Genomic DNA, 19106 nt, shown 5'->3' on the forward strand with positions numbered 1-19106 from the left:
CATGTGCTCCGGGGGCGTACATGGTGACGCGCCATTTCTGCTGCTTCAGGGCACGGACGATGTCCGCCGCCGAGGGACGCCTGTCAGGACTGGGGGCGTCGTCCGTGGTTGGCCGCGTGCTTGCGGCGGCCCTTCTTCTTCCGGCGTCGCTTCGAGGACATGGGTACCTCCTCCTGGAATGCGGAGAATGTCGGCGTATGTACGGTATCAGCCTTGCTGGGACGGCGGCTCGCCGGAGTCGCTCCTCCGTACCGAGCAGTGCAGCGAGTCCTCGCGGACGTCGGCGACGATCGTGTCCCCGGGCCCGGCCTCGCCGCTGAGCAGGAGGGTGGCGATGCGGTTGTCGAGTTCCGCCTGGATCGTGCGGCGCAGCGGGCGCGCACCGAACTCCGGCTGGTGGCCGTGGGCGATGAGGAGCTTCTTGGCCGCGTCCGTGACCTCCAGGCCCAGGCCCTGCGCGCGCACCTTGCGCCTGCTCTGGTCCAGCAGGTGGTCCACGATCTGCCCGAGGTCGTCCTCGGTCAGGGCGTGGAAGATGATGATGTCGTCGATCCGGTTGAGGAACTCCGGCAGGAACCGCGTGCGCAGGTCGTCCATCAACTCGTCCTTGAGCGCGGAGACATCGCCCTTGTGGTCCAGGATGCGGCGCGCGCCGATGTTGGACGTCATGATGACCACGCAGTGCCGGAAGTCGACGGTGCGGCCCTGCGCGTCGGTCAGCCGTCCGTCGTCCAGGATCTGCAACAGCGTGTTGAAGACGTCGGGGTGCGCCTTCTCCACCTCGTCGAAGAGCACCACGCTGTACGGCTGGCGGCGGACCTTCTCGGTGAGCTGGCCCGCTTCCTCGTAGCCGACGTATCCGGGAGGCGCACCGACCAGCCGGGCGACGGTGTGCTTCTCCTGGAACTCGCTCATGTCGAACCGGATCATGCGGTCCTCCTCGCCGAAGAGCAGGGCGGCGAGGGTCTTGGCGAGTTCGGTCTTGCCGACACCGGTCGGGCCGAGGAAGAGGAAGGAGCCCACGGGGCGGTTGGGGTCGCCCATGCCGGCGCGGTTGCGGCGTACGGCCTGGGAGACCGCGGTGACCGCCTCGTCCTGGCCGACGATCCGCGCGTGCATCTCCTCTTCGAGCCGGAGCAGCTTCTCCTTCTCGCTGGCCGTGAGTTGGGAGACCGGGATGCCGGTACGGCGGGAGACGACGTCCGCGATGTCGGACGCCGTGACGCAGACGACGCCCTCCCGGCGCTCCTCGATGCCGGCCAGTTCACCCTCCACCTCGGCGATCTCCCGCTTCAGCTCCGAGGCCTTCTCGAAGTCCTCGGCGGAGACGGCCTGTTCGAGTTCGCGGCGCAGCTTGGCGATACGGTCCTCGCGGCTGACGATCTCGGTGGAGCGTCCGGCACCGCGCAGCCGTACCCGCGCGCCGGCCTGGTCCATCACGTCGATCGCCTTGTCGGGCAGGAAGCGGTCGCTGATGTAGCGGTCGGACAGTTCGGCGGCTGCCGCCAACGCCTGGTCGTCGAAGCGGACCTGGTGGTGCGCCTCGTAGGAGTCGCGCAGCCCTTCGAGGATCTGCACCGTCTCCTCGACCGTGGGCTCGGGGACCATCACCGGCTGGAACCGGCGCTCCAGGGCGGCGTCCTTCTCGACGTACTTGCGGTACTCGTCGATGGTCGTGGCGCCCACGACGTGGAGTTCACCGCGCGCGAGAGCGGGCTTGAGCATGTTGCCCGCGTCCATGGCGCCCTCGCCGGCGGCACCGGCGCCGACCACCGTGTGCAGTTCGTCGATGAAGAGGATGATGTCGCCGCTCGCCGCCTGGACGTCCTCGATGACCTTCTTCAGCCGTTCCTCGAACTGTCCCCGGTACTGCGCGCCCGCCACCATGCCCGACAGGTCCAGCGAGACGACCCGCTTGTTCTTCAGGACGTCGGGGACCTCACCCGCCACGATGCGCTGGGCGAGCCCCTCCACGATGGCGGTCTTGCCGACTCCCGGTTCGCCGATGAGCACCGGGTTGTTCTTGGAGCGCCGGGACAGGATCTCGACGGTCTGCTCGATCTCCTCGGCCCGCCCGACCACCGGGTCCAGCTTGCCGGCCTTCGCCTCCTCGGTCAGGTCGCGGCCGTATTCGTCGAGGGTCGTGGCCGGCTTCTTCCGTTCGGCGGGGGCTCCCTCGCCGCGCGGCGCCGCCTGTTCGGTCAGGCCCGTGAGGCGCTGGGTGTCCAGGCCCTCGGCGCGCAGCATCCGGGCCGCGCCCGTGTCGCTGTCGCCGAGCAGGGCGCTGAGGATGTGCTCGGGACCGATGTAGGAGACGCCGGCCGCCTGGGACCGGGCGTAGGCGGCGCCGAGAGTGCGTTTGGCCGCCGGGGTGAGGCCCGGTTGCGCGGAGGGCTCGCCGGACTCGCGCGGCAGGATCTTGGCCAGCTCGGCGGCGACCGTGTCGGGGTCCACGCCCAGCTGGGAGAGCAGCCGCCGCGAGGGGTCGACCTGGGTGGCCGCCCAGAGCAGGTGCTCGGTGTCCAGGTCGGAGGTGCCGTCGGCGGCGGCCCGCTGCGCGGCCAGGTTCAGCAGTTGCCGCGACGACTCCGTCAGCAGCCGTCCGATGGGGACGCGCTGCACGGCGGGGGGTGATGACGCCGGCGACATTCCGAAGAAACGATTCAGCAGCTCACTGAACGGATCCGACGAACCGAACGGTGCACCGAACGACATCGACATGGGAGCTCCTGGCGCATGGAGAGACAGCAATCCCCGGAGGGGGTCCGCGAGAGGTGGGTAATCCGAGAGGTCAGTAATCACTGAACCCTCGTACGGACGACACCGCAAACGGAACGGAAGCGTGTCTCGCGCCGCCGCCAGGCGCGGCGGCGGGTGTCGAATCGGTCCGTCCTTCGGACGGTCACACGGGTGTGTGCCCCCGCAGGTACGTGCGCACGGTCGCCGACAGCGGTGTGTCGGCGGTCTCCTCTATCGGTGCCCAGCGCAGTCGCTCCGGTGCGAAGCGGCCCCCGTCCGACGGTGACTCGCTCAGCAGCTGGCAGACCACGGCCGTCTCCCCCGCTGTTTCCCGTGGCTCCAGCGGCTCGGTGCCGTCGACCAGGTAACCGGTGACCTCGTAGACGATCCGCGCCGCCGTGGCCTGGGCGGTCTCGGCCGGTTCCGGGGTGCCCGAGGGCAGTGCCCAGCCGTCCGGCTCCGGCACCAGCAGCAGCCGCCCGTCGTACACGACGACCGCCCGCACCACACCCTCGGCCTGCTCCAGCGACATATGGCCCACCACCCCTCCCCAGGCACTCCTTGCCTACCCAGGGGTGAGCGGGTGATGCACCGTGGGCGTCAGTAGAGCACCGGCAGGTCCCCGGGCCGTACCCGTAGCGTGACCGGCAGGGTGGCCTCGACCTCGCCGTCGGCGCCGTAGGGGACCGGCCGGGCAGCCTCGATGCGCAGCTCTCTGCCCTGGAGGACGCGTACTTGGGGACGGTGGATGTGGGCGCCGGACCTGAGTTCGTTCATCAGGGCGAAGAACAGCCGGCGCGGGGCCTCGCGGATCAGCACGACGTCCAGCAGGCCGTCGTCGACGCGCGCGCCGGGGGCTATGAGCCGGCCGGAGCCGTAGTAGGGGGAGTTGGCCGCGACGACGGTGTAGCCGCGGTGGGTGTGCTCCTCGCCGTCGACGGTCACGCGGTAGTCGGCCGGTCGCCAGGTGGTGACGGCGCGCAGGCCGCCCGCGTAGTAGGAGGCGGCGCCGCGCAGCAGCCGGGCGTTGTTGGCGTGCCGGTTGGCCTCCGCGTCGACGCCGGCGTACACGCTGCCCAGGACCACCGTGCGCGGATGGACGGCCGACTCCACCTCGATGGTGTCGACGGGCCGGGGCTCGGCGTGCAGCAGGATGCCGGCGAGCGCGGCCGGGTCGGCGGGCAGGTTCAGCGCGCGGGCGAAGTCGTTGCCGCGTCCGGCGGGTACGAGGCCCAGGACGGTTCCGGTGCCGCTGAGCGCGCCGCCGATGCCGCCCGCGATGCCGTCACCGCCCACGGCCAGCACGATCCGGCCGCGCTCGCCGGCCGCGCGGGCGATGTCCTGGGCGTGGGCCAGGCTGTGGCTGTACTCCGTCTCCAGTCCGGCCCCGGCCTCGCGGAGCAGCCGGGCCAGCCGGAGCAGGGTCGCCGCCCCGGTGGAGCCGCCCGCGGTGGGGTTGACGACGGCGGTGAACTGGCGCATCGGTGGGCCTCCGAGGCAGGCGGTCGGATCGGGTGGGGTCAGTCGGTGGGCAGCAGGACGCCGGGGTTGAGGAGCCCCTCGGGGTCCAGGCGGCGTTTGACGGCGCGCAGGGCCGAGACGCCGAGCGGGCCGGCCTCGCGGACGTACCAGTCGCGGTGGTCGGTGCCGACCCCGTGGTGGTGGGAGATGGTGCCGCCGGCGGCGAGCACGGCTTCGTTGGCCGCGTGCTTGGCGGGTGTCCAGTGGGCCACCGGGTCCTCGCCCTGGGCGCTGACGACGGTGAAGTAGAGCGAGGCGCCGTTCTCGTACACGTGGGAGATGTGACACATCACCAGGGGCGGGGTGCCGGCCTGGGTGAGGGTGTCGGTGAGCGCCGTGCGGACGGCCGTGTAGAGGTCGGGGACGCGGGACCAGAAGGCGGCGGTCTCCAGCGTCTCGGCGAAGGCGCCGACGTCGAGCAGGGCGTCGCGCAGATAGGGCGCGGAGTAGCGGCCGTGCGCCCAGCGTTCGCCCGGCTCGGCGCCGGCCGGGGTGCCGCCGCAGGCCGTCAGGACGGCCGCCGCCCGTTCGCGGCGGTGTGCGGTGTCCTCGGCCGTCCCCTCGTAGCCGGTGATCGCCAGACAGCCGGCGTCGCTCTGCGTCAAGCCGGCGCCGATGGCACCGGGTTGGGCGAGGCCGACGAGCGTCTCGGTCTCGTCGGACAGGCGCAGCACGGTCGGCCGGGGCCCGTCCTGGGCGAGCCGGCGCAGTGCGGTGGCGCCCTCCTCGAAGGAGCCGAACCGCCAGCCCTCGTACACCCGCGTCTCGGGCAGGGGGCGGATGCGTACGGTGACGGAGGTGATGACCCCGAAGGCGCCCTCGGAGCCGAGGATCAGCTGACGCAGGTCGGGTCCGGCGGCGGAGCGGGGAGCGCGGCCGGTCTCGATGGTGCCCTCGGGGGTGGCGAGGGTGAGGCCGAGCACCATCTCGTCGAAGCGGCCGTACCCGGCGGACGCCTGTCCGCTGGAGCGGGCCGCCGCGAAGCCACCGATGGTGGCCCACTCGAAGGACTGCGGGAAGTGGCCGAGGGTGAAGCCGTGTCCGGCGAGCAGGGCTTCGGCCTCGGGGGCGCGCAGGCCGGGCTGGAGGACGGCGGTGCGCGAGACGGGGTCCAGGTCGAGCAGGCCGTCCATGCGGCGCAGGTCGAGGGCGACGAACGCGCTGCGCTGCGGGGCCAGTCCGCCGACCACCGAGGTGCCGCCGCCGAAGGGTACGACGGCCAGGCCGTGCGCGGCGCAGGCGCGCAGGACCGCGAGCACCTCGTCGTGGCCGGCGGGCAGGACGACGGCCTGCGGGACGTCGGCGACATCGCCGGCGCGGAGGCGCAGCAGGTCCGGGGTGGACTTGCCGCGGGTGTGCCGGATGCGGCTCTCCGTGTCGGTGCGGACGTGCTCCTCGCCGCCGACGGCCGCGGCGAGCGCCTTCAGGGCGGCGGAGGGGGCCGTGGGGGCGGGCAGGCGGATGTCCTCCAGGCCGAGCGCGGGCGTGCTGCGCGGCTTGACGCCGAGCAGGTCGCGCAGCAGCCCGGTCACCGAGTCGGGCAGCGGCGCCGCCTTGGCCGGGTCGCCCCAGCCGTTCCACAGCATGTCCATTGAACGGTCGTCCTCACAGGTCGGTGTGCTGGTCGGTGTGCTGGTCGGGGTGCTCGGTCCGCACGGCTCGGCTGCCGTCTCCGGGGCCTGGCCGCTTCCGCGCGGGCCTCGGGGCGTTACACTGTGACACATGACGCCCATTCGTCACAATGGTTCGGGCAACGGCTCGGACAACGATCACGTGCTCGACGCGGTACGCGACTGTGTGCTGGCCGTCGGCGTACGGCGCACCACGCTCGCCGATGTGGCCCGCCGCGCCGGCGTCTCCCGGATGACCCTGTACCGGCGCTGGCCGGACCTGCGGACCCTGGTGGGCGATCTGATGACCCGGGAGTGGATCGACGTGGCCACCCGGGCCATACCGGAGCCCGCGCCCGGCACCGCCACGCGCTCCCGGATCGTGGACGGGCTGGTGGCCGGGGTCGAGGCGTTCCGGGGGCACCCTCTGTTCCGCAAGATCGTCGACGTCGATCCGGAACTGCTCCTCCCCTACGTGCTCGACCGGCGCGGCGCGAGCCAGGAGGCGCTGCTGGCGCTGCTCGCCGCCGCGCTGCGCGAGGGCCACGCGGACGGGTCCGTGCGCCCCGGCCACACCCAACGGCAGGCGCGCGTCCTGCTGTTGACCGTGCAGTCCTTCGCCCTGTCCCTGCGCACGATGACCGACGAGGACGATCCGGAGCTGGACTCCGCCGCGTTCCTCGGCGAGCTGCGCACCCTTCTGGAGAGGACCCTGACGCCATGAGCCACACCGAGGCCGCGCCCGGCTCGTCCCTCAGCGCACACCGGCGCGGCCGGGAACTGGCCGAGGCCGCCGACGGCCGGACGGTCGACGTCCTGGTCGTCGGGCTGGGCGCCACGGGCGCCGGAGCCGCGCTGGACGCGGCGGCCCGCGGGCTGGACGTCGTCGCGGTGGACGCCCATGACCTGGCCTTCGGCACCTCCCGCTGGAGTTCGAAGCTGATCCACGGCGGGCTGCGCTATCTGGCCTCCGCGCAGTTCGACGTCGCCCACGAGAGCGCGGTCGAGCGCGGGGTGCTGATGACCCGTACGGCCCCGCACCTGGTGGCCGCCCAGCCGTTCGTGCTGCCGCTGACCCCGCTGGTGTCCCGGGCGCAGGCCTCGCTGGCCTGGGCCGGGCTCCGGGCCGGGGACATGCTGCGGCTGGCCGCCCGGACCCCCAGGCAGCTGCTGCCCGCGCCCCGCCGACTCTCGGCGACGGAGGCGCGGCACCTCGCGCCCTCGGTCCGCGCGGCGGGGCTGCGCGGCGGGCTGCTGTCCTGGGACGGCAAGGTGACCGACGACGCCCGTCTGGTGACCGCGCTGGCCCGGACGGCCGCCGCGCACGGCGCCCGGGTGCTGACCCGGGTGCGGGCGCTGGAGCTGACCGGGACGGGCGGCCGGATCCGCGACGAACTCACCGGCGAGGAGGGCGAGATCAGGGCCCGTGCCGTGATCAACGCGACCGGCGTGTGGGCGGGCGCCCTCGCCGACGGCATCCGGATACGGCCGTCCCGCGGCACCCACCTCGTGCTGCGCTCGGAACGGCTCGGCGCCCTGCCGGCCGGACTCCACGTCCCGATCCCCGGCGAGACCAACCGCTTCGTGCTGGTCCTGCCGCAAGGGGACGGCCGGGTCTACGTCGGCCTCACCGACGAACCCGTCGACGGCGGGACACCGGACGTACCGGAGGCCCCCGAGACCGACATCGGCTTCCTCCTGGACGTGCTCGGATCGGTGCTCGACATCCCCGTGTCCCGGGACGAGGTCGTCGGTGCCTTCGCCGGACTGCGTCCGCTGCTGGACACCTCCGCGCACGCGGGCACCGAGGGGGCGGCCCGCACCTCCGACATCTCCCGCCGGCACGCGGTGCTGACCTCGCCCGACGGTGTCACCACGGTGGTCGGCGGCAAGCTCACCACCTACCGGCGGATGGCGCAGGACGCCGTGGACGCCGCCGCCGAGGCCCGGGGCCTGCGCGCTACCCCCTCCCCCACGGCCGCACTGCCCCTGATCGGCGCCGCCGCCCCCGAACGCCTGCGCGCGCTGCCCGCACCGCGCCGGCTGGTCCGCCGCTACGGCACCGAGGCCACGGCGGTCCACGCCCTCGCCGCCCAGGACCCCGCCCTGGCCGAGCCGGTGCTCCCCGGCCACCCCGTCACCCGCGCCGAACTCCTCTGGGCGGTGCGCCACGAGGGCGCCCTGGACGAGTCCGACCTCCTGGACCGCCGCACCCGCATCGGCCTGGTCCCGGACGACCGCGTCCAGGCGCTTCCCGCGGCCCGGGAGATCCTCGGCAGGGCGGCGCCGGTGCGTCCCTGACCCGGGCGCCCGGGCGGGACACCTGCCCGCCCGGTATTCGATTGCGCTGGGCCCCCCAGTCCCGGCATCGTTCGGCACGTCCCGTACCACCGGTCCGCCGAAGGAGGTCGTCCCGTGGTGCTCGTTCCCGGTCGTCGTGTGGTGCTCCTCGGCGGAGGATTCTCCATGGACGAGGACGGACTGCTGGACGACTGGCTGCTCACCCATGCGAGGAACCCCCGCCCCAGGGTGTGCTTCGTGCCCACGGCGAGCGGCGACGCCCCCGGATACGTCGACCAGTTTCTGAGCGCGTTCCGCCCCCGTGACTGCGCGCCCGCCGTACTGCCGCTGTTCCGGCGCGAGCTGGACGGCGACGCGCTGCGCGCGTTCCTGCTCGCCCAGGACGTGGTGTACGTCGGCGGCGGCAACACCGCGAACATGCTGGCCGTCTGGCGCGTACACGGGGTGGACCGGCTGCTGCGGGAGGCCTACGACCGGGGGACCCTGCTGTGCGGGATCAGCGCCGGCGCCAACTGCTGGGCCGACGCCTCGCACACCGACTCCTTCGGTCCGCTCGCCTCCCTGCGGGACGGGCTCGGCCTGCTGCCGGGTTCCGTGTGCCCGCACTACGACAGCGAGCCGCGCCGCCGCCCCGCCTACCGGCAAGCCGTCGCCGAGGGAAGGCTGCCCGGCGGCTGGGCGCTGGAGGACGGCGTGGGCGCCCTGTTCATGGACGGGCGCCTGATGGAGGCGGTGACACGGAGACCGGGGGCCCGGCTTTACCGGGTGGAGCCTGGGAAGGCGGGGGCGCCGGGGGATCGGGTCGAGCCGGGGACGCCGGGCAGGCCGGGGACGCCCGGGGAGCCGGGCCGTGTCCACGAGCACCCGGTGCCCTGTCGCCCGCTCGGTACGGCCGCGTGATCCGCCGTCAGAGCAGGCGGCGGATGTCGCCGCGGACGCGGTAGAAGCCGCCCGCCGCCGGGTGCAGGGCGTCCACGACGTACCGCGCGCCGGGTTCGCGTATCGCGCGCGGGAACTGGACGTTCCAGGAGGAGTCGTAGCCGTCGGAGACCACGTGCACACGCAGCCGGCCGCTGTCCTGGACGCACTCGACCACCACCGCGCCGGCGGGTGCCTGGGCGACCGTGGCCACCGCGGCGACCGCCGTGGCCGGGGCGTACGTCGGCGTGGCGGCGGCGAGCTTGACGTCCCGCACCACCGGCACCGTGCCCTGCTGGGCCGCCGAGACCGCCGCCTCGCTCGCGTCGACGCACACCAGCGAACCGTCGGTGGTGACCAGGTACAGCCGCTCGTCGCGGTACTGCATCGACAGTGCCGAACCGCTGCCCGTGCCGAGCTTCCACAGACGGGTGCCGTCCTGGTCGAAGCAGTAGACGGACGAGGCCGCGTCCCCGGCGAAGACGAACCGGCCGCCGGGCGAAGTGGCGCACGAGTAGACCGCGCTGTCGCACGCGTACGTCGCCTCGATGGCGCCGGTGTCCTTCGACAGCCGCTGGACCACGCGGTGCGCGGTGCCCGCGTACACCGCGTCCTCCTCCTGCCAGCCGAACAGCACGCCGCCCTTCGTCGGGGTGTGCCACAGCTCGCCGCCGCCGTCCGGGGCGTAGGCGGTGACGCCCCGGTGGTGACCGTGGTAGACGGCCCGGTCGTCGGCGCGGACCATCCAGGCGTGCTCGCCCTGGCTGCGGCGGGACCACTGGTGTTCGTCCTCGTGGTCGATGACGGTGAGCCGGCCCGCACGGTCCGAGACGTCCAGGACGCCCTCGTGGATGTCCAGCCAGAAGATGTCGACGTCGGCGGCGATGTCGTAGGCCGCGAAGGGGAGCTTGGAGGACAGGTCGTAGACCTTGCCGTCGTCGCAGCCGGCGTAGATCCAGAAGTCGTCGGCGACCAGGCACTTCACCCCGTCGGGCAGGCTGAACCGGGCCAGGACGGCGCCGTGGTGGTCCAGGGTGTAGACGTCACCGGCCTGGTTGCCCACCCAGCAGCGGTCGTCGTCCACATGGATGCCGAAGGCGGCGGAACCGGTGCGGAAGCGCCACAGCACCGGGGCGACGGCGCGGGCGGTGGACGGCGCGGAGCTGACCTGACGGCGGGTCACCGCGCGGGGCGCCCGCTGTCCCTGGACGGCCGGGGCGTATCCCTTGCGGACCTTCTCGCCCACCTTTCTCGCGGCGGCGGCCCGCGCCTTCTCCGCGGTCGGGAACGTCGTCGTCTGCGTCTGCCCGGCGGCGCCGATCCTGCCGTACCGCACCGTCACCACCTGACCGTCGACGGTGACTTCGTAGAACTTGTGGGCGCCGCCGCCCTCCTGCGACAGCTCCAGGTACGTCGTCGACACCGCGGACGCCGTGGACATGGCAGACCCCTCCCCCAGACGGACCCGCGGCCGTTCCAGCAGGTCCTCAACTGCTTCTCACCGTAAGGGCACCCACTGACAATCACCCCGGACCCCGGGACCGGCCCGGGACCAAGAGCGCTCCAGGTGTCAGGCGAGGGTCACCAGGCCCGGTCGCAGCGCGTCGACGGCCTCCTCGCCGTGCAGCCTTCGAGCAGAAGGTGGGCACCGGCGCGCAGACGCCCGCTCCGGCGCATGCCGTTTTTCCGGCAGCGCGGGGCGGGCGCCTCGTCCTCAGGCCTCGGGTCAGGCCGCCAGCTGGGGGTACAGCGCGGCCAGGTCTCCGGAGAGCCCTGCCTTGACCTGCCGGCTGATGTCGTCCGCCAGCACCTCGTACGCCCCGGCCTCGATGCCGTCGAGGGCGAGCGCGGCGACGTCCCGAGGGGCGGACTTGGGCGCGTCCACGTCCGCCGCCATGTCGGTGTCGATGTAGCCGACGTGCAGGCCGGTCACCCCGATGCGCCGGGCGCTCAGCTCCAGGCGGAGGGTGTTCGTCTGCGACCACAGGGCCGCCTTGGTGGCGCTGTAGGAGCCGGCGACGCCGAGCCAGGAGAGGACGGAGTGGACGTTGAGGAGGTGTCCACCGCCGTTGCGCTCGATGACCGGCACGAATGCGCGGGTGACCAGCAACGGCCCGTAGAAGTTGGTCTCGAACTCCCGGCGTACGTCGTCCACCGCGGCGTCGAGGAAGGAGTTCGCGCCGAGGGCGATGCCGGCATTGTTGACCACAATGGTGACGTCCTGGGCCTGGGCCGCCGCGGCCTCGACGGACGCGGGGTCGGTGACCTCCAGCGCGAGAGGTTCGGCGTCGGGGTGCGTCACGGTGCGCGGGTCGCGGGCGGTGGCGTACACCTTGGCGGCGCCGCGCTCGTACAGCTCCTCCACCAGTGCCTTGCCCAGGCCGCGGCTGCCGCCGGTGACCAGCGCGACAGAGTTCTTGATCGACGTCATGTGTATCTCCAGAATGGGAAACCGATCGGTATACGCCGACTGTAAACCGATCGGTTTCACGCGGCAAGCCTGGATGACCCCGGCCTGGGGTGGCGGGGAGGAGCGGGTCGCCATCGAGCGCTCGATCCATCGGGCTCGATCCATCGGCGGGCTTTCCGGTGGGAAGGGGATGCTCCGCGGCACAGCGGTGCGCCGAGCGCCGCCCGGGCCCCGGAGCGGCCAGGCGTGAGCCGGCAGTGTCCGGCGGGGCGGGGAACGGCCCGAGCGCATGGATTCACCGTTCCCCGCCACCGCCGGTCGGCCCGCCGCCGCCGGGCGGCTAGGCGACGTGCCGGTCCAGGGAGTTCCAGGGGGTACGACCTCAGCGGACGTGTCCGGATTCCGATCCTGTTCCGACCCTGCGGCGCCGGGCACGCGCTGGCCATCCGGAGGGGCCCGGCCGGGTGAGGCGACGCACCGATGGCCCAGCCCCGGAACAGGCGGCCCACGCTCGGCACACGCGGCCCGCTCGCCCCGCGAGGCCGACGGCCTGCGGGAACTCCGGACGCGGCGACGGAAGTTGAGCGGTGGTGTGGGAAGCTGTGCGCGGCCGTGTGCGGACCTAGGCCGTGACGGTCGTCGAGAGGAGCTCAGCGTGACACAGGACGGCTTCGAGGCCGTGAACATCGACACCAGCAAACCGCATCCCGCGCGGATCTACGACTATCTGCTGGGCGGCAAGGACAACTACGAGGTCGATCAGCTCGCCGGTGACCGGCTCGCCACCGCGGCACCCGAGGCGCGGATCGGCGTACGGGCCAACCGGGCGTTCCTGCAACGCGCCGTCCGGTACGTCGTCGGCAGCGGGGTCCGCCAGATCCTGGACATCGGCACCGGGCTGCCCACGTCGCCGAACGTGCACGAGGTCGCCCAGTCGGTGGCTCCGGACGTCCGCGTGGCCTACGTCGACAACGACCCGATCGTGGCCGCGCACGGCAACGCGCTCCTCAGCCGGTCCGGTACGACCCGCATCATCCTCGGCGACCTGCGGGAGCCGCAGTCCGTCCTGGACCACCCCGACGTCCGCCAGCTCATCGACTTCGACCAGCCGGTCGCCCTGCTCCTCGTCGCCATCCTGCACTTCCTCACCGATGCGGACCGGCCCGCCGAGATCGTCGCCACGCTGCGCGACGCGTTGCCGGCCGGCAGCTTCCTGGTGCTCTCGCACGCCACGGGCGACTTCGCCGACCGCAGCGCCGCGCAGGCCGTGTACTCCAACGCGACCGCCTCTCTGAACCTGCGCACCCACGCCGAGGTGGAGCGCTTCTTCGAGGGCTTCGACCTCGTCGAGCCGGGCCTGGCCCAGGTCCCCTTCTGGCGCCCGGACACCCCGCCGCCGGCCCACTCGGAAGAGATCGGCTTCTACGGCGGCGTGGCCCGCAAGACGTCCTGACCGACGGGCCCGCGCACGAGCCTCGCGGTGTGCGCGGGCCGACGGCAGGGGGTGGCGACGCATCTTCTCGCCGGACCAACCCCAGCCCTACACCACCCCTCCCCACTCCCGATCCCCCGATCCTCCGCTCCACCCCCACCCCGTCCGCTTGGTGGCCCTCGGTCGCTGGTGCCACGCTGGGAGGGAAGGTGTTCGATGAGGGACCCTGGAGGGTCGATGGGGCGTGACGTCCCGGCGCTCGTCTTCACCCGCGAGGACCGCCGCCGGTATCGGATCAAGATGCAGGAGTGCCTGGACGCGTTGGCACAGATGCTGCGCGACGCACGGTTCGAGTCGGAGCGGCCGCAGGTCGGCCTGGAGATCGAGCTGAACCTGGTGGACGACGACGCCGAGCCGGCCATGCGGAACACCGATGTGCTGGAGGCGATCTCCGACCCCGCCTGGTCCACCGAGCTGGGCCGGTTCAACCTGGAGATCAACGTCCCGCCCCGACGGCTGACGGCCGGTGGTCCCGACGCCTGGGAGTCGGAGATCCGGGCCGCGCTGAACCACGCCGAACAGCGGGCCCGCTCGGTCGGCACCCGCCTGCTCATGGTCGGGATCCTGCCGACCCTGCGGCAGGAGGACATCGGCGAGGACACCCTGTCGGAGAACCCCCGCTACCGCCTGCTCAACGACCAGGTCTTCGCGGCCCGCGGCGAGGATCTGCGCATCGAGATCGACGGAGCCGACCGGCTGCGCACCTACGCGGACACGATCACCCCGGAGGCCGCGTGCACCAGCACGCAGTTCCATCTACAGGTGTCCCCGGAGGAGTTCGCCGGCTACTGGAACGCGGCGCAGGCCATCGCCGGGGTCCAGGTGGCGCTCGCGGCCAACTCCCCGTTCCTGTTCGGCAAGGAGCTGTGGCACGAGACGCGGATACCGCTGTTCGAGCAGGCCACCGACACCCGCCCGGAGGAGATCAAGGTGCAGGGGGTACGGCCCCGGGTGTGGTTCGGGGAGCGGTGGATCACCAGTGTCTTCGATCTGTTCGAGGAGAACCTGCGGTACTTCCCGGCCCTCCTGCCCCTCTGCGACGAGCAGGACCCGGCGGAGACGCTGGACCGCGGCGACATCCCCGAGCTGTCCGAACTGACCCTGCACAACGGCACGATCTACCGCTGGAACCGGCCGGTCTACGCCGTCGCCCACGACCGGCCGCACGTCCGGGTGGAGAACCGGGTGCTGCCCGCCGGCCCGACCGTGGCCGACACCCTCGCCAACGGCGCCTTCTACTACGGCCTCACCCGGGCCCTCGTGGAGGAGGACCGGCCGGTGTGGTCGCGGATGTCCTTCTCGGCCGCCGAGGACAATCTGCACGCCGCCGCCCGGCACGGGATCGACGCGCTGCTGTACTGGCCCGGGATGGGTGAGGTGCCGGCGCCGGAGCTGGTGCTGCGGCGGCTGCTGCCGCTGGCGCACCGCGGCCTGGAGCACTCGGGCATGGACGCGGCGTGGCGGGAGCCGCTGCTCGGCGTCATCGAGCAGCGCTGTGTGACGGCACGCAACGGAGCGGTGTGGCAGAAGGAGATGTTCCATCACGTCGCCGGCACCACGCACGCCGGCCGGCACGAGGCGCTGCGCCGGATGACCCAGGTGTACATCGACTACATGCACCTCAACGCGCCGGTGCACACCTGGCCGGTGGACTGACGGGGCTCAGCCGCGCGGTCGTAGCACGCTGACCGCCCTGTCGAACGCCGAGTCGCGGTCGTGGGGCAACTCCTCCTCGGTGCGGACCGGTTCGGTCAGCCGCGGCGGGATGCCCGTGCCGTCGAAGGTGCGGCCGGTGCGGGTCAGGTACTCCTCGTCCGGGAGGGCGACGAGCATGCCGCCGGCCAGGGCCGCACCATCACGTCCGAGAAGACGCCCCGGGTGGGCCGGCCGATCCGCACGGTGCGCCCGGACCGGTCGAGCAGGGCCTGGTGAAGGTCTCGCCGGCGCTGACCGATCCGCCGGTGAGGACGGCGACCGGGCCGGTGTACCGGGGCGCGTCGGCGGGGACGACGGGCACGGGTTCGGGGCGGGTGTGCCGGGCGGGGTCGGCCGGGTCGTCGCGGACGCGTTCGGCGTAGGCGGTGTACGGCGTGTCGGCCAGCCGTGCGGATGCGGAGGCCGAGGGCGTCGGAGCCGCCGCCGTTCACGCGCAGGTCGATGATCAGGCCCTTCAGCCGGCGGGTGCGCCCGGGGGTGAGGACGGTGTCGAGGGCCCGGTCGAGTTCCGCCTCTTGCCCGTGCTCCTAGCTCCGCGCCCCGGCCGGCGGTTCCAGGCTGGTCTCGGGGCATCCCGACACCTCCGGCAGGTGGGCCTTGGCCCACTCCGCCAGCTTGTGGAGGGCCGGCTCCAGGGCGGCGCCGGCCTCGGTCAGCCGGTACGACACGCGCAGCGGGGGGCCCTCGTCGACCTCGCGCAGGACGAGGCCGGCCGCGTTCAGCTCGGCGAGCCGGTCGGAGAGCATGCGCTCGCTGATGCCGGGGATGGCCCGCCGCAGGTCGGCGAAGTACGCGGGCTGTTCCACGAGGACGGCCACGATCGGCCCGCTCCACCGTTTGCCGAGCAACTGGAAGACACGGGTGATGCCATCGTCCACCCGTTTGCACGCCGCGCTGTCGTGGTTCTGCTCCGCCGCCATGCCCACAGCCTACTACCCCACCGTAGGGGGCTGAGAAAAAGTAAGTCGATGTGTTAAACATAGCTCTGTACGAAACGTGAGCCGACGCTTCCTGGCGTCCGGCCGTCCTGCCCATTTCTGGAGAAACCCCCATGACCACCCTGCTGCACATCGACTCGTCCGTGTTCTCGACCGAGGCGTCGGCGTCCCGCGCCGTGACCGAGGCCTTCCGCAAGCACTGGGAGGAGCAGCACCCGCAGGGCACGGTCATCTACCGCGACCTGGCGGCGGCGCCCGTGCCCCACCTCTCGGCGGAGGCGCACCTCGCCGGCTTCGTCCCCGCGTCCGCGCACACGCCCGAGCAGGCCGCCGTCTTCGCCGAGCGCGCCAAGCTGATCGAGGAGCTGGAGCAGGCCGACGCGGTGCTGATCGGCGCCCCGATGTACAACTACACGATCCCGTCGACCCTCAAGGCCTGGCTGGACAACGTGATCCTGTTCGGCCGCACCGCGGGCGAGACCCCGTCGGCCAAGGGCACCCCGGTGACCGTCGTCGCCAGCCGCGGCGGCTCCTACGCGCCGGGCACCCCGCGCGAGGGGTACGAGTACGTGCAGAACTACCTCACGGCCGTCCTCGCCGACGCCCTGGGCCTGGACCTGGAGTTCATCGTCCCGGAGCTGACCATGGCCCCGCAGAACCCGGCGATGGCCGAGCTGATCCCGCTGTACGAGGCCTCCCGCGACCAGGCCTTCGAGGCCGCGGCCAGCAAGGCCAAGCAGCTCGCGGAGCGCCTCGCGGCCTGACCGTCGCCGTACCGCACGACAGACCCCGGGCACGGGCGCCCGGGGTCGCGCGCGTGCGCGCGGCAGGCCGGGCCGCGCTCAGGCCAGGACGAGCACCAGCGGGACGCCCCGGCACGGCACCAGCCGCAGGCCGTCGTACCCACCGGGCCGCCCGGCGGTGAGGAGTTCGCCGAAGTCCGGGCCCTTGGTGAGGGAGCCCGCCAGGTGGGCGGGGTCGGCGGAGGCGGCGACCCGGCCGCGCGCGTTGACCAGATGGGCCGGCCGGGACAGGCGCCGCAGCAGCGGGAGCACGGCCGCCTCGAAGTGCCGCAGATACACGTCCGCGGCGGCCACTCCGGCGAACCGCCCCTGGATCCGCACGGGTTCGGACAGGGTGAGGCTGTACTCGTCGGAGCAGAGGTAGTCCACGTACGGTCCGGCCACGGCCCGGCGCCCGGTGTCCCGGGGCAGCGCGAACCAGTCCCAGTGCGTGTAGTCGGAGTAGGCCGACCGGCCGGGGTCGAGGTCGAGGAGCAGCGGGCGTACGGCGCCGTCCGCGCCCGTCTGCCACCACTCCAGCCAGGCCGGTACGTCGGCCAGCAGGCCGGGGGCCGCGACGAAGCCGACGCCGGAGACCAGCTCCTCGTAGTTCAGCCGCAGATGGAGTCCGGGGCGCAGGGCGGCGAGGTCGCGGCTGGCGGGCCGGCGCCCCTCGGCGGCCACCCGGTCCAGCAAGGCGGCGGTGTCGGCACGGGTGGCGGCGACCGACGCGAAGACGGCCTCCAGCGCGCCGCACACCCGCGCGGCCACCCATGCCTCCGGGTCCGTGGCGACGGTGGCGAGCCCGGCGCTGACGCCCATGGTGTCCTCCAGCGGACGGGAACCGGACGCGGCGCGGTCAGAGGGTGAGGCGTACGGCGACGAGCCGCGCCGTCGACTCCCTGACGCACCGCTCGGCCAGCGTGCCGGCCGTTTCGTGCGCCCCATCTTGCACGGCGGAGATGACGGAGCGATGACGCTCCGCAACTTCTTCACGACATGCGTCGTCGGCCAGGACGAGACAGAGCAGGGCGCCCACCTCGGTCTGGAGGGCGACCTGTTCGCGGGTCAGCCGGGCGGACTGCGCGGCGGCGGCGAGTTCGACGTGGAAGCGGCCGTACAGCCGGCTGCGCGCCGCGGCGTCCTCGGCGTGCGCCAGCTCCTCGGCCGTACGGCGCAGTGGCTGGAGGTCCGCCGGTTCGGTGCGCTGGGCGGCGAGCCGCGCGGCGGCGCCGGACAGGGCGGCCCAGTGGTCGCCGAGGTCGCGCAGCTCCTCGGTGCTCCAGCCGCGCAGCCGTGCCCTGAGCCGGTCGTCGGCGGGAACCTCGGGCAGGGAGACGAAGCTGCCGCCGCCCCGGCCCCGGCGGGTGGTGACCAGGCCCTGCTGGCGCAGCGCCATGAGCGCCTCCCGCAGGGTGACCGTGGACACGCCGAGCTGTCCGGCCAGTTCGCTCTCGCCGGGGAGCTGCTCGCCGTCGGCGAGGAGGCCCAGCTCTATGGCGTCGCCGAGGCGGCGGACGACAGCGTCCACACGGGCCCGGCTGTCCACCGGGCTGAAGACCGCCTTGCGGGCGCCTCCGTCGATCTCGTGCTGCCTCACGGTCACCACCTCATGCGTTGACTCAAGCTTTACCCTAAGGGGACCTTGAGCTATGACCTATGACTTCATATGTTTACGGTCAACGTTCAGCGCGCCAGAAAGGTTCCCGCATGGAGGGAAGGGCGATCCGGCTCCAGGGCCTCACGAAGTCGTTCGGCGAGATGACCGCCGTGGCCGGGGTCGACCTGGAGATCCGGGACGGCGAGTTCTTCTCGATGCTCGGCCCGTCCGGCTCCGGGAAGACGACGGTGCTGCGGCTCGTCGCCGGGTTCGAGACCCCCGACGAGGGCCGGATCGAACTCGCCGGACAGGAGGTCACCGGCCTCGCCCCGTTCGAACGGGACGTGCACACCGTGTTCCAGGACTACGCCTTGTTCCCGCACATGACGGTCGAGCAGAACGTCGCCTACGGGTTGAGAATCCGCCGGATACCCAAGGCCGAACGCCTGGTCCGCGCCCGCAAGGCGCTCGCCGAGGTCCGCCTCGAAGGCTACGGCCAGCGGCGGCCCGCCCAGCTCTCCGGCGGGCAGCGCCAGCGCGTCGCGCTCGCCCGCGCGCTCGTCGGCCGCCCGCGCGTCCTGCTGCTGGACGAGCCGCTCGGCGCGCTCGACCTGAAGCTGCGCGAGCAGATGCAGGTCGAACTCAAGGCGATCCAGCGGGAGGTGGGCATCACCTTCGTCTTCGTCACCCACGACCAGGAGGAGGCCCTGACGATGAGCGACCGGATCGCCGTCTTCGACCAGGGCCGCATCGCCCAGGTCGGCACGCCCGCGGAGATCTACGAACGCCCCGCGACCCCCTTCGTCGCCTCCTTCGTCGGCACGTCCAACCTGCTCGAAGGTGAGGCGGCGCACCGGATCACCGGCTCCCCCGGCACGTACAACATCCGCCCGGAGAAGATCCGCGTCCTGAAGGAGTCCGCCGAGGCCGACGAGCCCGGGCACGCCACGGCCACCGGCACCGGGGGGGGGGGGGGGGGGGTGGGGGGGGGGGGGAGGGGGGGGAGGGGAGGGGGGGGGGGGGGGGGGCACCACACCATCTACGAAGCCCCTGTCCTCTCTCGTCCTGATCCATCGGCC

At 72.9% G+C, this 19106-nt stretch carries 17 protein-coding genes and 1 pseudogene; 7 read left to right on the plus strand and 11 right to left on the minus strand.

Going from position 1 to position 19106, the window contains the following annotated elements:
* Nucleotides 1-83: 83 nt before the first annotated feature.
* The 5 genes from ACZ4WH_RS34745 to ACZ4WH_RS34765 form a co-directional block, all read right to left on the minus strand.
* Entirely contained in the window at nucleotides 84-161 is a 78-nt protein-coding gene (locus tag ACZ4WH_RS34745; RefSeq protein WP_466338761.1) for a 50S ribosomal protein bL37, read from the minus strand.
* A gap of 46 nt (nucleotides 162-207) precedes the next feature.
* Complete coding sequence (locus tag ACZ4WH_RS34750; RefSeq protein ID WP_468188335.1) at nucleotides 208-2721, minus strand: ATP-dependent Clp protease ATP-binding subunit; 2514 nt, start codon at nucleotides 2719-2721, stop codon at nucleotides 208-210.
* 181 nt (nucleotides 2722-2902) lie between these two features.
* Nucleotides 2903-3271, minus strand: coding sequence for an NUDIX hydrolase (locus tag ACZ4WH_RS34755; RefSeq protein ID WP_468188337.1), 369 nt, complete (start codon nucleotides 3269-3271; stop codon nucleotides 2903-2905).
* Between the two features lie 68 nt (nucleotides 3272-3339).
* Nucleotides 3340-4221, minus strand: a complete 882-nt coding sequence (locus ACZ4WH_RS34760) for a diacylglycerol kinase family protein (RefSeq protein WP_468188339.1) — start codon at nucleotides 4219-4221, stop codon at nucleotides 3340-3342.
* 38 nt (nucleotides 4222-4259) lie between these two features.
* Nucleotides 4260-5852, minus strand: a complete 1593-nt coding sequence (locus tag ACZ4WH_RS34765) for an FAD-binding oxidoreductase (RefSeq protein ID WP_468188341.1) — start codon at nucleotides 5850-5852, stop codon at nucleotides 4260-4262.
* 130 nt (nucleotides 5853-5982) lie between these two features.
* On the opposite strand from ACZ4WH_RS34765, the gene ACZ4WH_RS34770 reads away from it, so the two are divergent.
* From ACZ4WH_RS34770 to ACZ4WH_RS34780, 3 genes are all read left to right on the plus strand, one after another.
* Entirely contained in the window at nucleotides 5983-6594 is a 612-nt protein-coding gene (locus ACZ4WH_RS34770) for a TetR/AcrR family transcriptional regulator (RefSeq protein ID WP_468188343.1), read from the plus strand.
* The gene (locus ACZ4WH_RS34775; protein ID WP_468188345.1) at nucleotides 6591-8171 is read left to right on the plus strand and encodes a glycerol-3-phosphate dehydrogenase/oxidase; all 1581 of its coding nucleotides are present in this window, start codon (nucleotides 6591-6593) and stop codon (nucleotides 8169-8171) included. Before ACZ4WH_RS34770 ends, ACZ4WH_RS34775 begins: the two co-directional genes overlap by 4 nt.
* A gap of 165 nt (nucleotides 8172-8336) precedes the next feature.
* Nucleotides 8337-9071, plus strand: coding sequence for a Type 1 glutamine amidotransferase-like domain-containing protein (locus tag ACZ4WH_RS34780; RefSeq protein WP_468188368.1), 735 nt, complete (start codon nucleotides 8337-8339; stop codon nucleotides 9069-9071).
* A gap of 7 nt (nucleotides 9072-9078) precedes the next feature.
* On the opposite strand, the gene ACZ4WH_RS34785 is transcribed toward ACZ4WH_RS34780, so the two are convergent.
* Both ACZ4WH_RS34785 and ACZ4WH_RS34790 read right to left on the minus strand, forming a co-directional pair.
* Nucleotides 9079-10530: a WGR domain-containing protein gene (locus tag ACZ4WH_RS34785; RefSeq protein ID WP_468188347.1), complete on the minus strand. Its 1452-nt coding sequence runs from the start codon at nucleotides 10528-10530 to the stop codon at nucleotides 9079-9081.
* Nucleotides 10531-10815: 285 nt separating this feature from the next.
* Entirely contained in the window at nucleotides 10816-11520 is a 705-nt protein-coding gene (locus ACZ4WH_RS34790) for an SDR family oxidoreductase (RefSeq protein ID WP_468188348.1), read from the minus strand.
* Between the two features lie 634 nt (nucleotides 11521-12154).
* Between ACZ4WH_RS34790 and ACZ4WH_RS34795 the strand changes: the two genes are divergently transcribed.
* Nucleotides 12155-12952 (plus strand): SAM-dependent methyltransferase, encoded by a 798-nt coding sequence (locus ACZ4WH_RS34795; RefSeq protein ID WP_468188350.1) that lies wholly within the window; start codon nucleotides 12155-12157, stop codon nucleotides 12950-12952.
* A gap of 216 nt (nucleotides 12953-13168) precedes the next feature.
* Complete coding sequence (locus ACZ4WH_RS34800; RefSeq protein ID WP_468188352.1) at nucleotides 13169-14647, plus strand: glutamate-cysteine ligase family protein; 1479 nt, start codon at nucleotides 13169-13171, stop codon at nucleotides 14645-14647.
* A gap of 6 nt (nucleotides 14648-14653) precedes the next feature.
* On the opposite strand, the pseudogene ACZ4WH_RS34805 reads toward ACZ4WH_RS34800, so the two are convergent.
* Nucleotides 14654-15225: pseudogene (locus ACZ4WH_RS34805) on the minus strand (S41 family peptidase); the annotation flags it as partial.
* A 9-nt stretch (nucleotides 15226-15234) separates the two neighbouring features.
* Nucleotides 15235-15627 (minus strand): winged helix-turn-helix transcriptional regulator, encoded by a 393-nt coding sequence (locus ACZ4WH_RS34810; protein WP_468188354.1) that lies wholly within the window; start codon nucleotides 15625-15627, stop codon nucleotides 15235-15237.
* A gap of 131 nt (nucleotides 15628-15758) precedes the next feature.
* Here ACZ4WH_RS34810 and ACZ4WH_RS34815 point away from each other — a divergent pair, with 131 nt between their 5' ends.
* The gene (locus ACZ4WH_RS34815; protein ID WP_468188356.1) at nucleotides 15759-16409 is read left to right on the plus strand and encodes an FMN-dependent NADH-azoreductase; all 651 of its coding nucleotides are present in this window, start codon (nucleotides 15759-15761) and stop codon (nucleotides 16407-16409) included.
* Nucleotides 16410-16487: 78 nt separating this feature from the next.
* On the opposite strand, the gene ACZ4WH_RS34820 is transcribed toward ACZ4WH_RS34815, so the two are convergent.
* Both ACZ4WH_RS34820 and ACZ4WH_RS34825 read right to left on the minus strand, forming a co-directional pair.
* Nucleotides 16488-17249 carry a cache domain-containing protein gene (locus tag ACZ4WH_RS34820; protein ID WP_468188358.1) on the minus strand — a complete coding sequence of 254 codons (762 nt, stop codon included), beginning with the start codon at nucleotides 17247-17249 and terminating at the stop codon, nucleotides 16488-16490.
* A 37-nt stretch (nucleotides 17250-17286) separates the two neighbouring features.
* A complete protein-coding gene (locus ACZ4WH_RS34825) occupies nucleotides 17287-18027 on the minus strand; it encodes a FadR/GntR family transcriptional regulator (RefSeq protein WP_468188360.1) in 741 nt (246 codons plus the stop codon).
* A gap of 110 nt (nucleotides 18028-18137) precedes the next feature.
* Between ACZ4WH_RS34825 and ACZ4WH_RS34830 the strand changes: the two genes are divergently transcribed.
* Nucleotides 18138-19106 (plus strand): ABC transporter ATP-binding protein (locus tag ACZ4WH_RS34830; protein WP_468188362.1); only part of this gene is annotated, 969 nt, incomplete at its 3' end.

This window comes from Streptomyces sp. NPDC029138 (assembly GCF_055564375.1).

What these genes read in the sequence shown, in the direction of transcription:
- ACZ4WH_RS34820 (WP_468188358.1), bottom strand. Translation starts at nt 17,249, where the DNA reads ATGGGCGTCAGCGCCGGGCTCGCCACCGTCGCCACGGACCCGGAGGCA.
- ACZ4WH_RS34765 (WP_468188341.1), bottom strand. Translation starts at nt 5,852, where the DNA reads ATGGACATGCTGTGGAACGGCTGGGGCGACCCGGCCAAGGCGGCGCCG.
- ACZ4WH_RS34760 (WP_468188339.1), bottom strand. Translation starts at nt 4,221, where the DNA reads ATGCGCCAGTTCACCGCCGTCGTCAACCCCACCGCGGGCGGCTCCACC.
- ACZ4WH_RS34800 (WP_468188352.1), top strand. Translation starts at nt 13,169, where the DNA reads ATGGGGCGTGACGTCCCGGCGCTCGTCTTCACCCGCGAGGACCGCCGC.
- ACZ4WH_RS34770 (WP_468188343.1), top strand. Translation starts at nt 5,983, where the DNA reads ATGACGCCCATTCGTCACAATGGTTCGGGCAACGGCTCGGACAACGAT.
- ACZ4WH_RS34780 (WP_468188368.1), top strand. Translation starts at nt 8,337, where the DNA reads ATGGACGAGGACGGACTGCTGGACGACTGGCTGCTCACCCATGCGAGG.
- ACZ4WH_RS34785 (WP_468188347.1), bottom strand. Translation starts at nt 10,530, where the DNA reads ATGTCCACGGCGTCCGCGGTGTCGACGACGTACCTGGAGCTGTCGCAG.
- ACZ4WH_RS34790 (WP_468188348.1), bottom strand. Translation starts at nt 11,520, where the DNA reads ATGACGTCGATCAAGAACTCTGTCGCGCTGGTCACCGGCGGCAGCCGC.
- ACZ4WH_RS34810 (WP_468188354.1), bottom strand. Translation starts at nt 15,627, where the DNA reads ATGGCGGCGGAGCAGAACCACGACAGCGCGGCGTGCAAACGGGTGGAC.
- ACZ4WH_RS34815 (WP_468188356.1), top strand. Translation starts at nt 15,759, where the DNA reads ATGACCACCCTGCTGCACATCGACTCGTCCGTGTTCTCGACCGAGGCG.
- ACZ4WH_RS34750 (WP_468188335.1), bottom strand. Translation starts at nt 2,721, where the DNA reads ATGTCGATGTCGTTCGGTGCACCGTTCGGTTCGTCGGATCCGTTCAGT.
- ACZ4WH_RS34775 (WP_468188345.1), top strand. Translation starts at nt 6,591, where the DNA reads ATGAGCCACACCGAGGCCGCGCCCGGCTCGTCCCTCAGCGCACACCGG.
- ACZ4WH_RS34755 (WP_468188337.1), bottom strand. Translation starts at nt 3,271, where the DNA reads ATGTCGCTGGAGCAGGCCGAGGGTGTGGTGCGGGCGGTCGTCGTGTAC.
- ACZ4WH_RS34745 (WP_466338761.1), bottom strand. Translation starts at nt 161, where the DNA reads ATGTCCTCGAAGCGACGCCGGAAGAAGAAGGGCCGCCGCAAGCACGCG.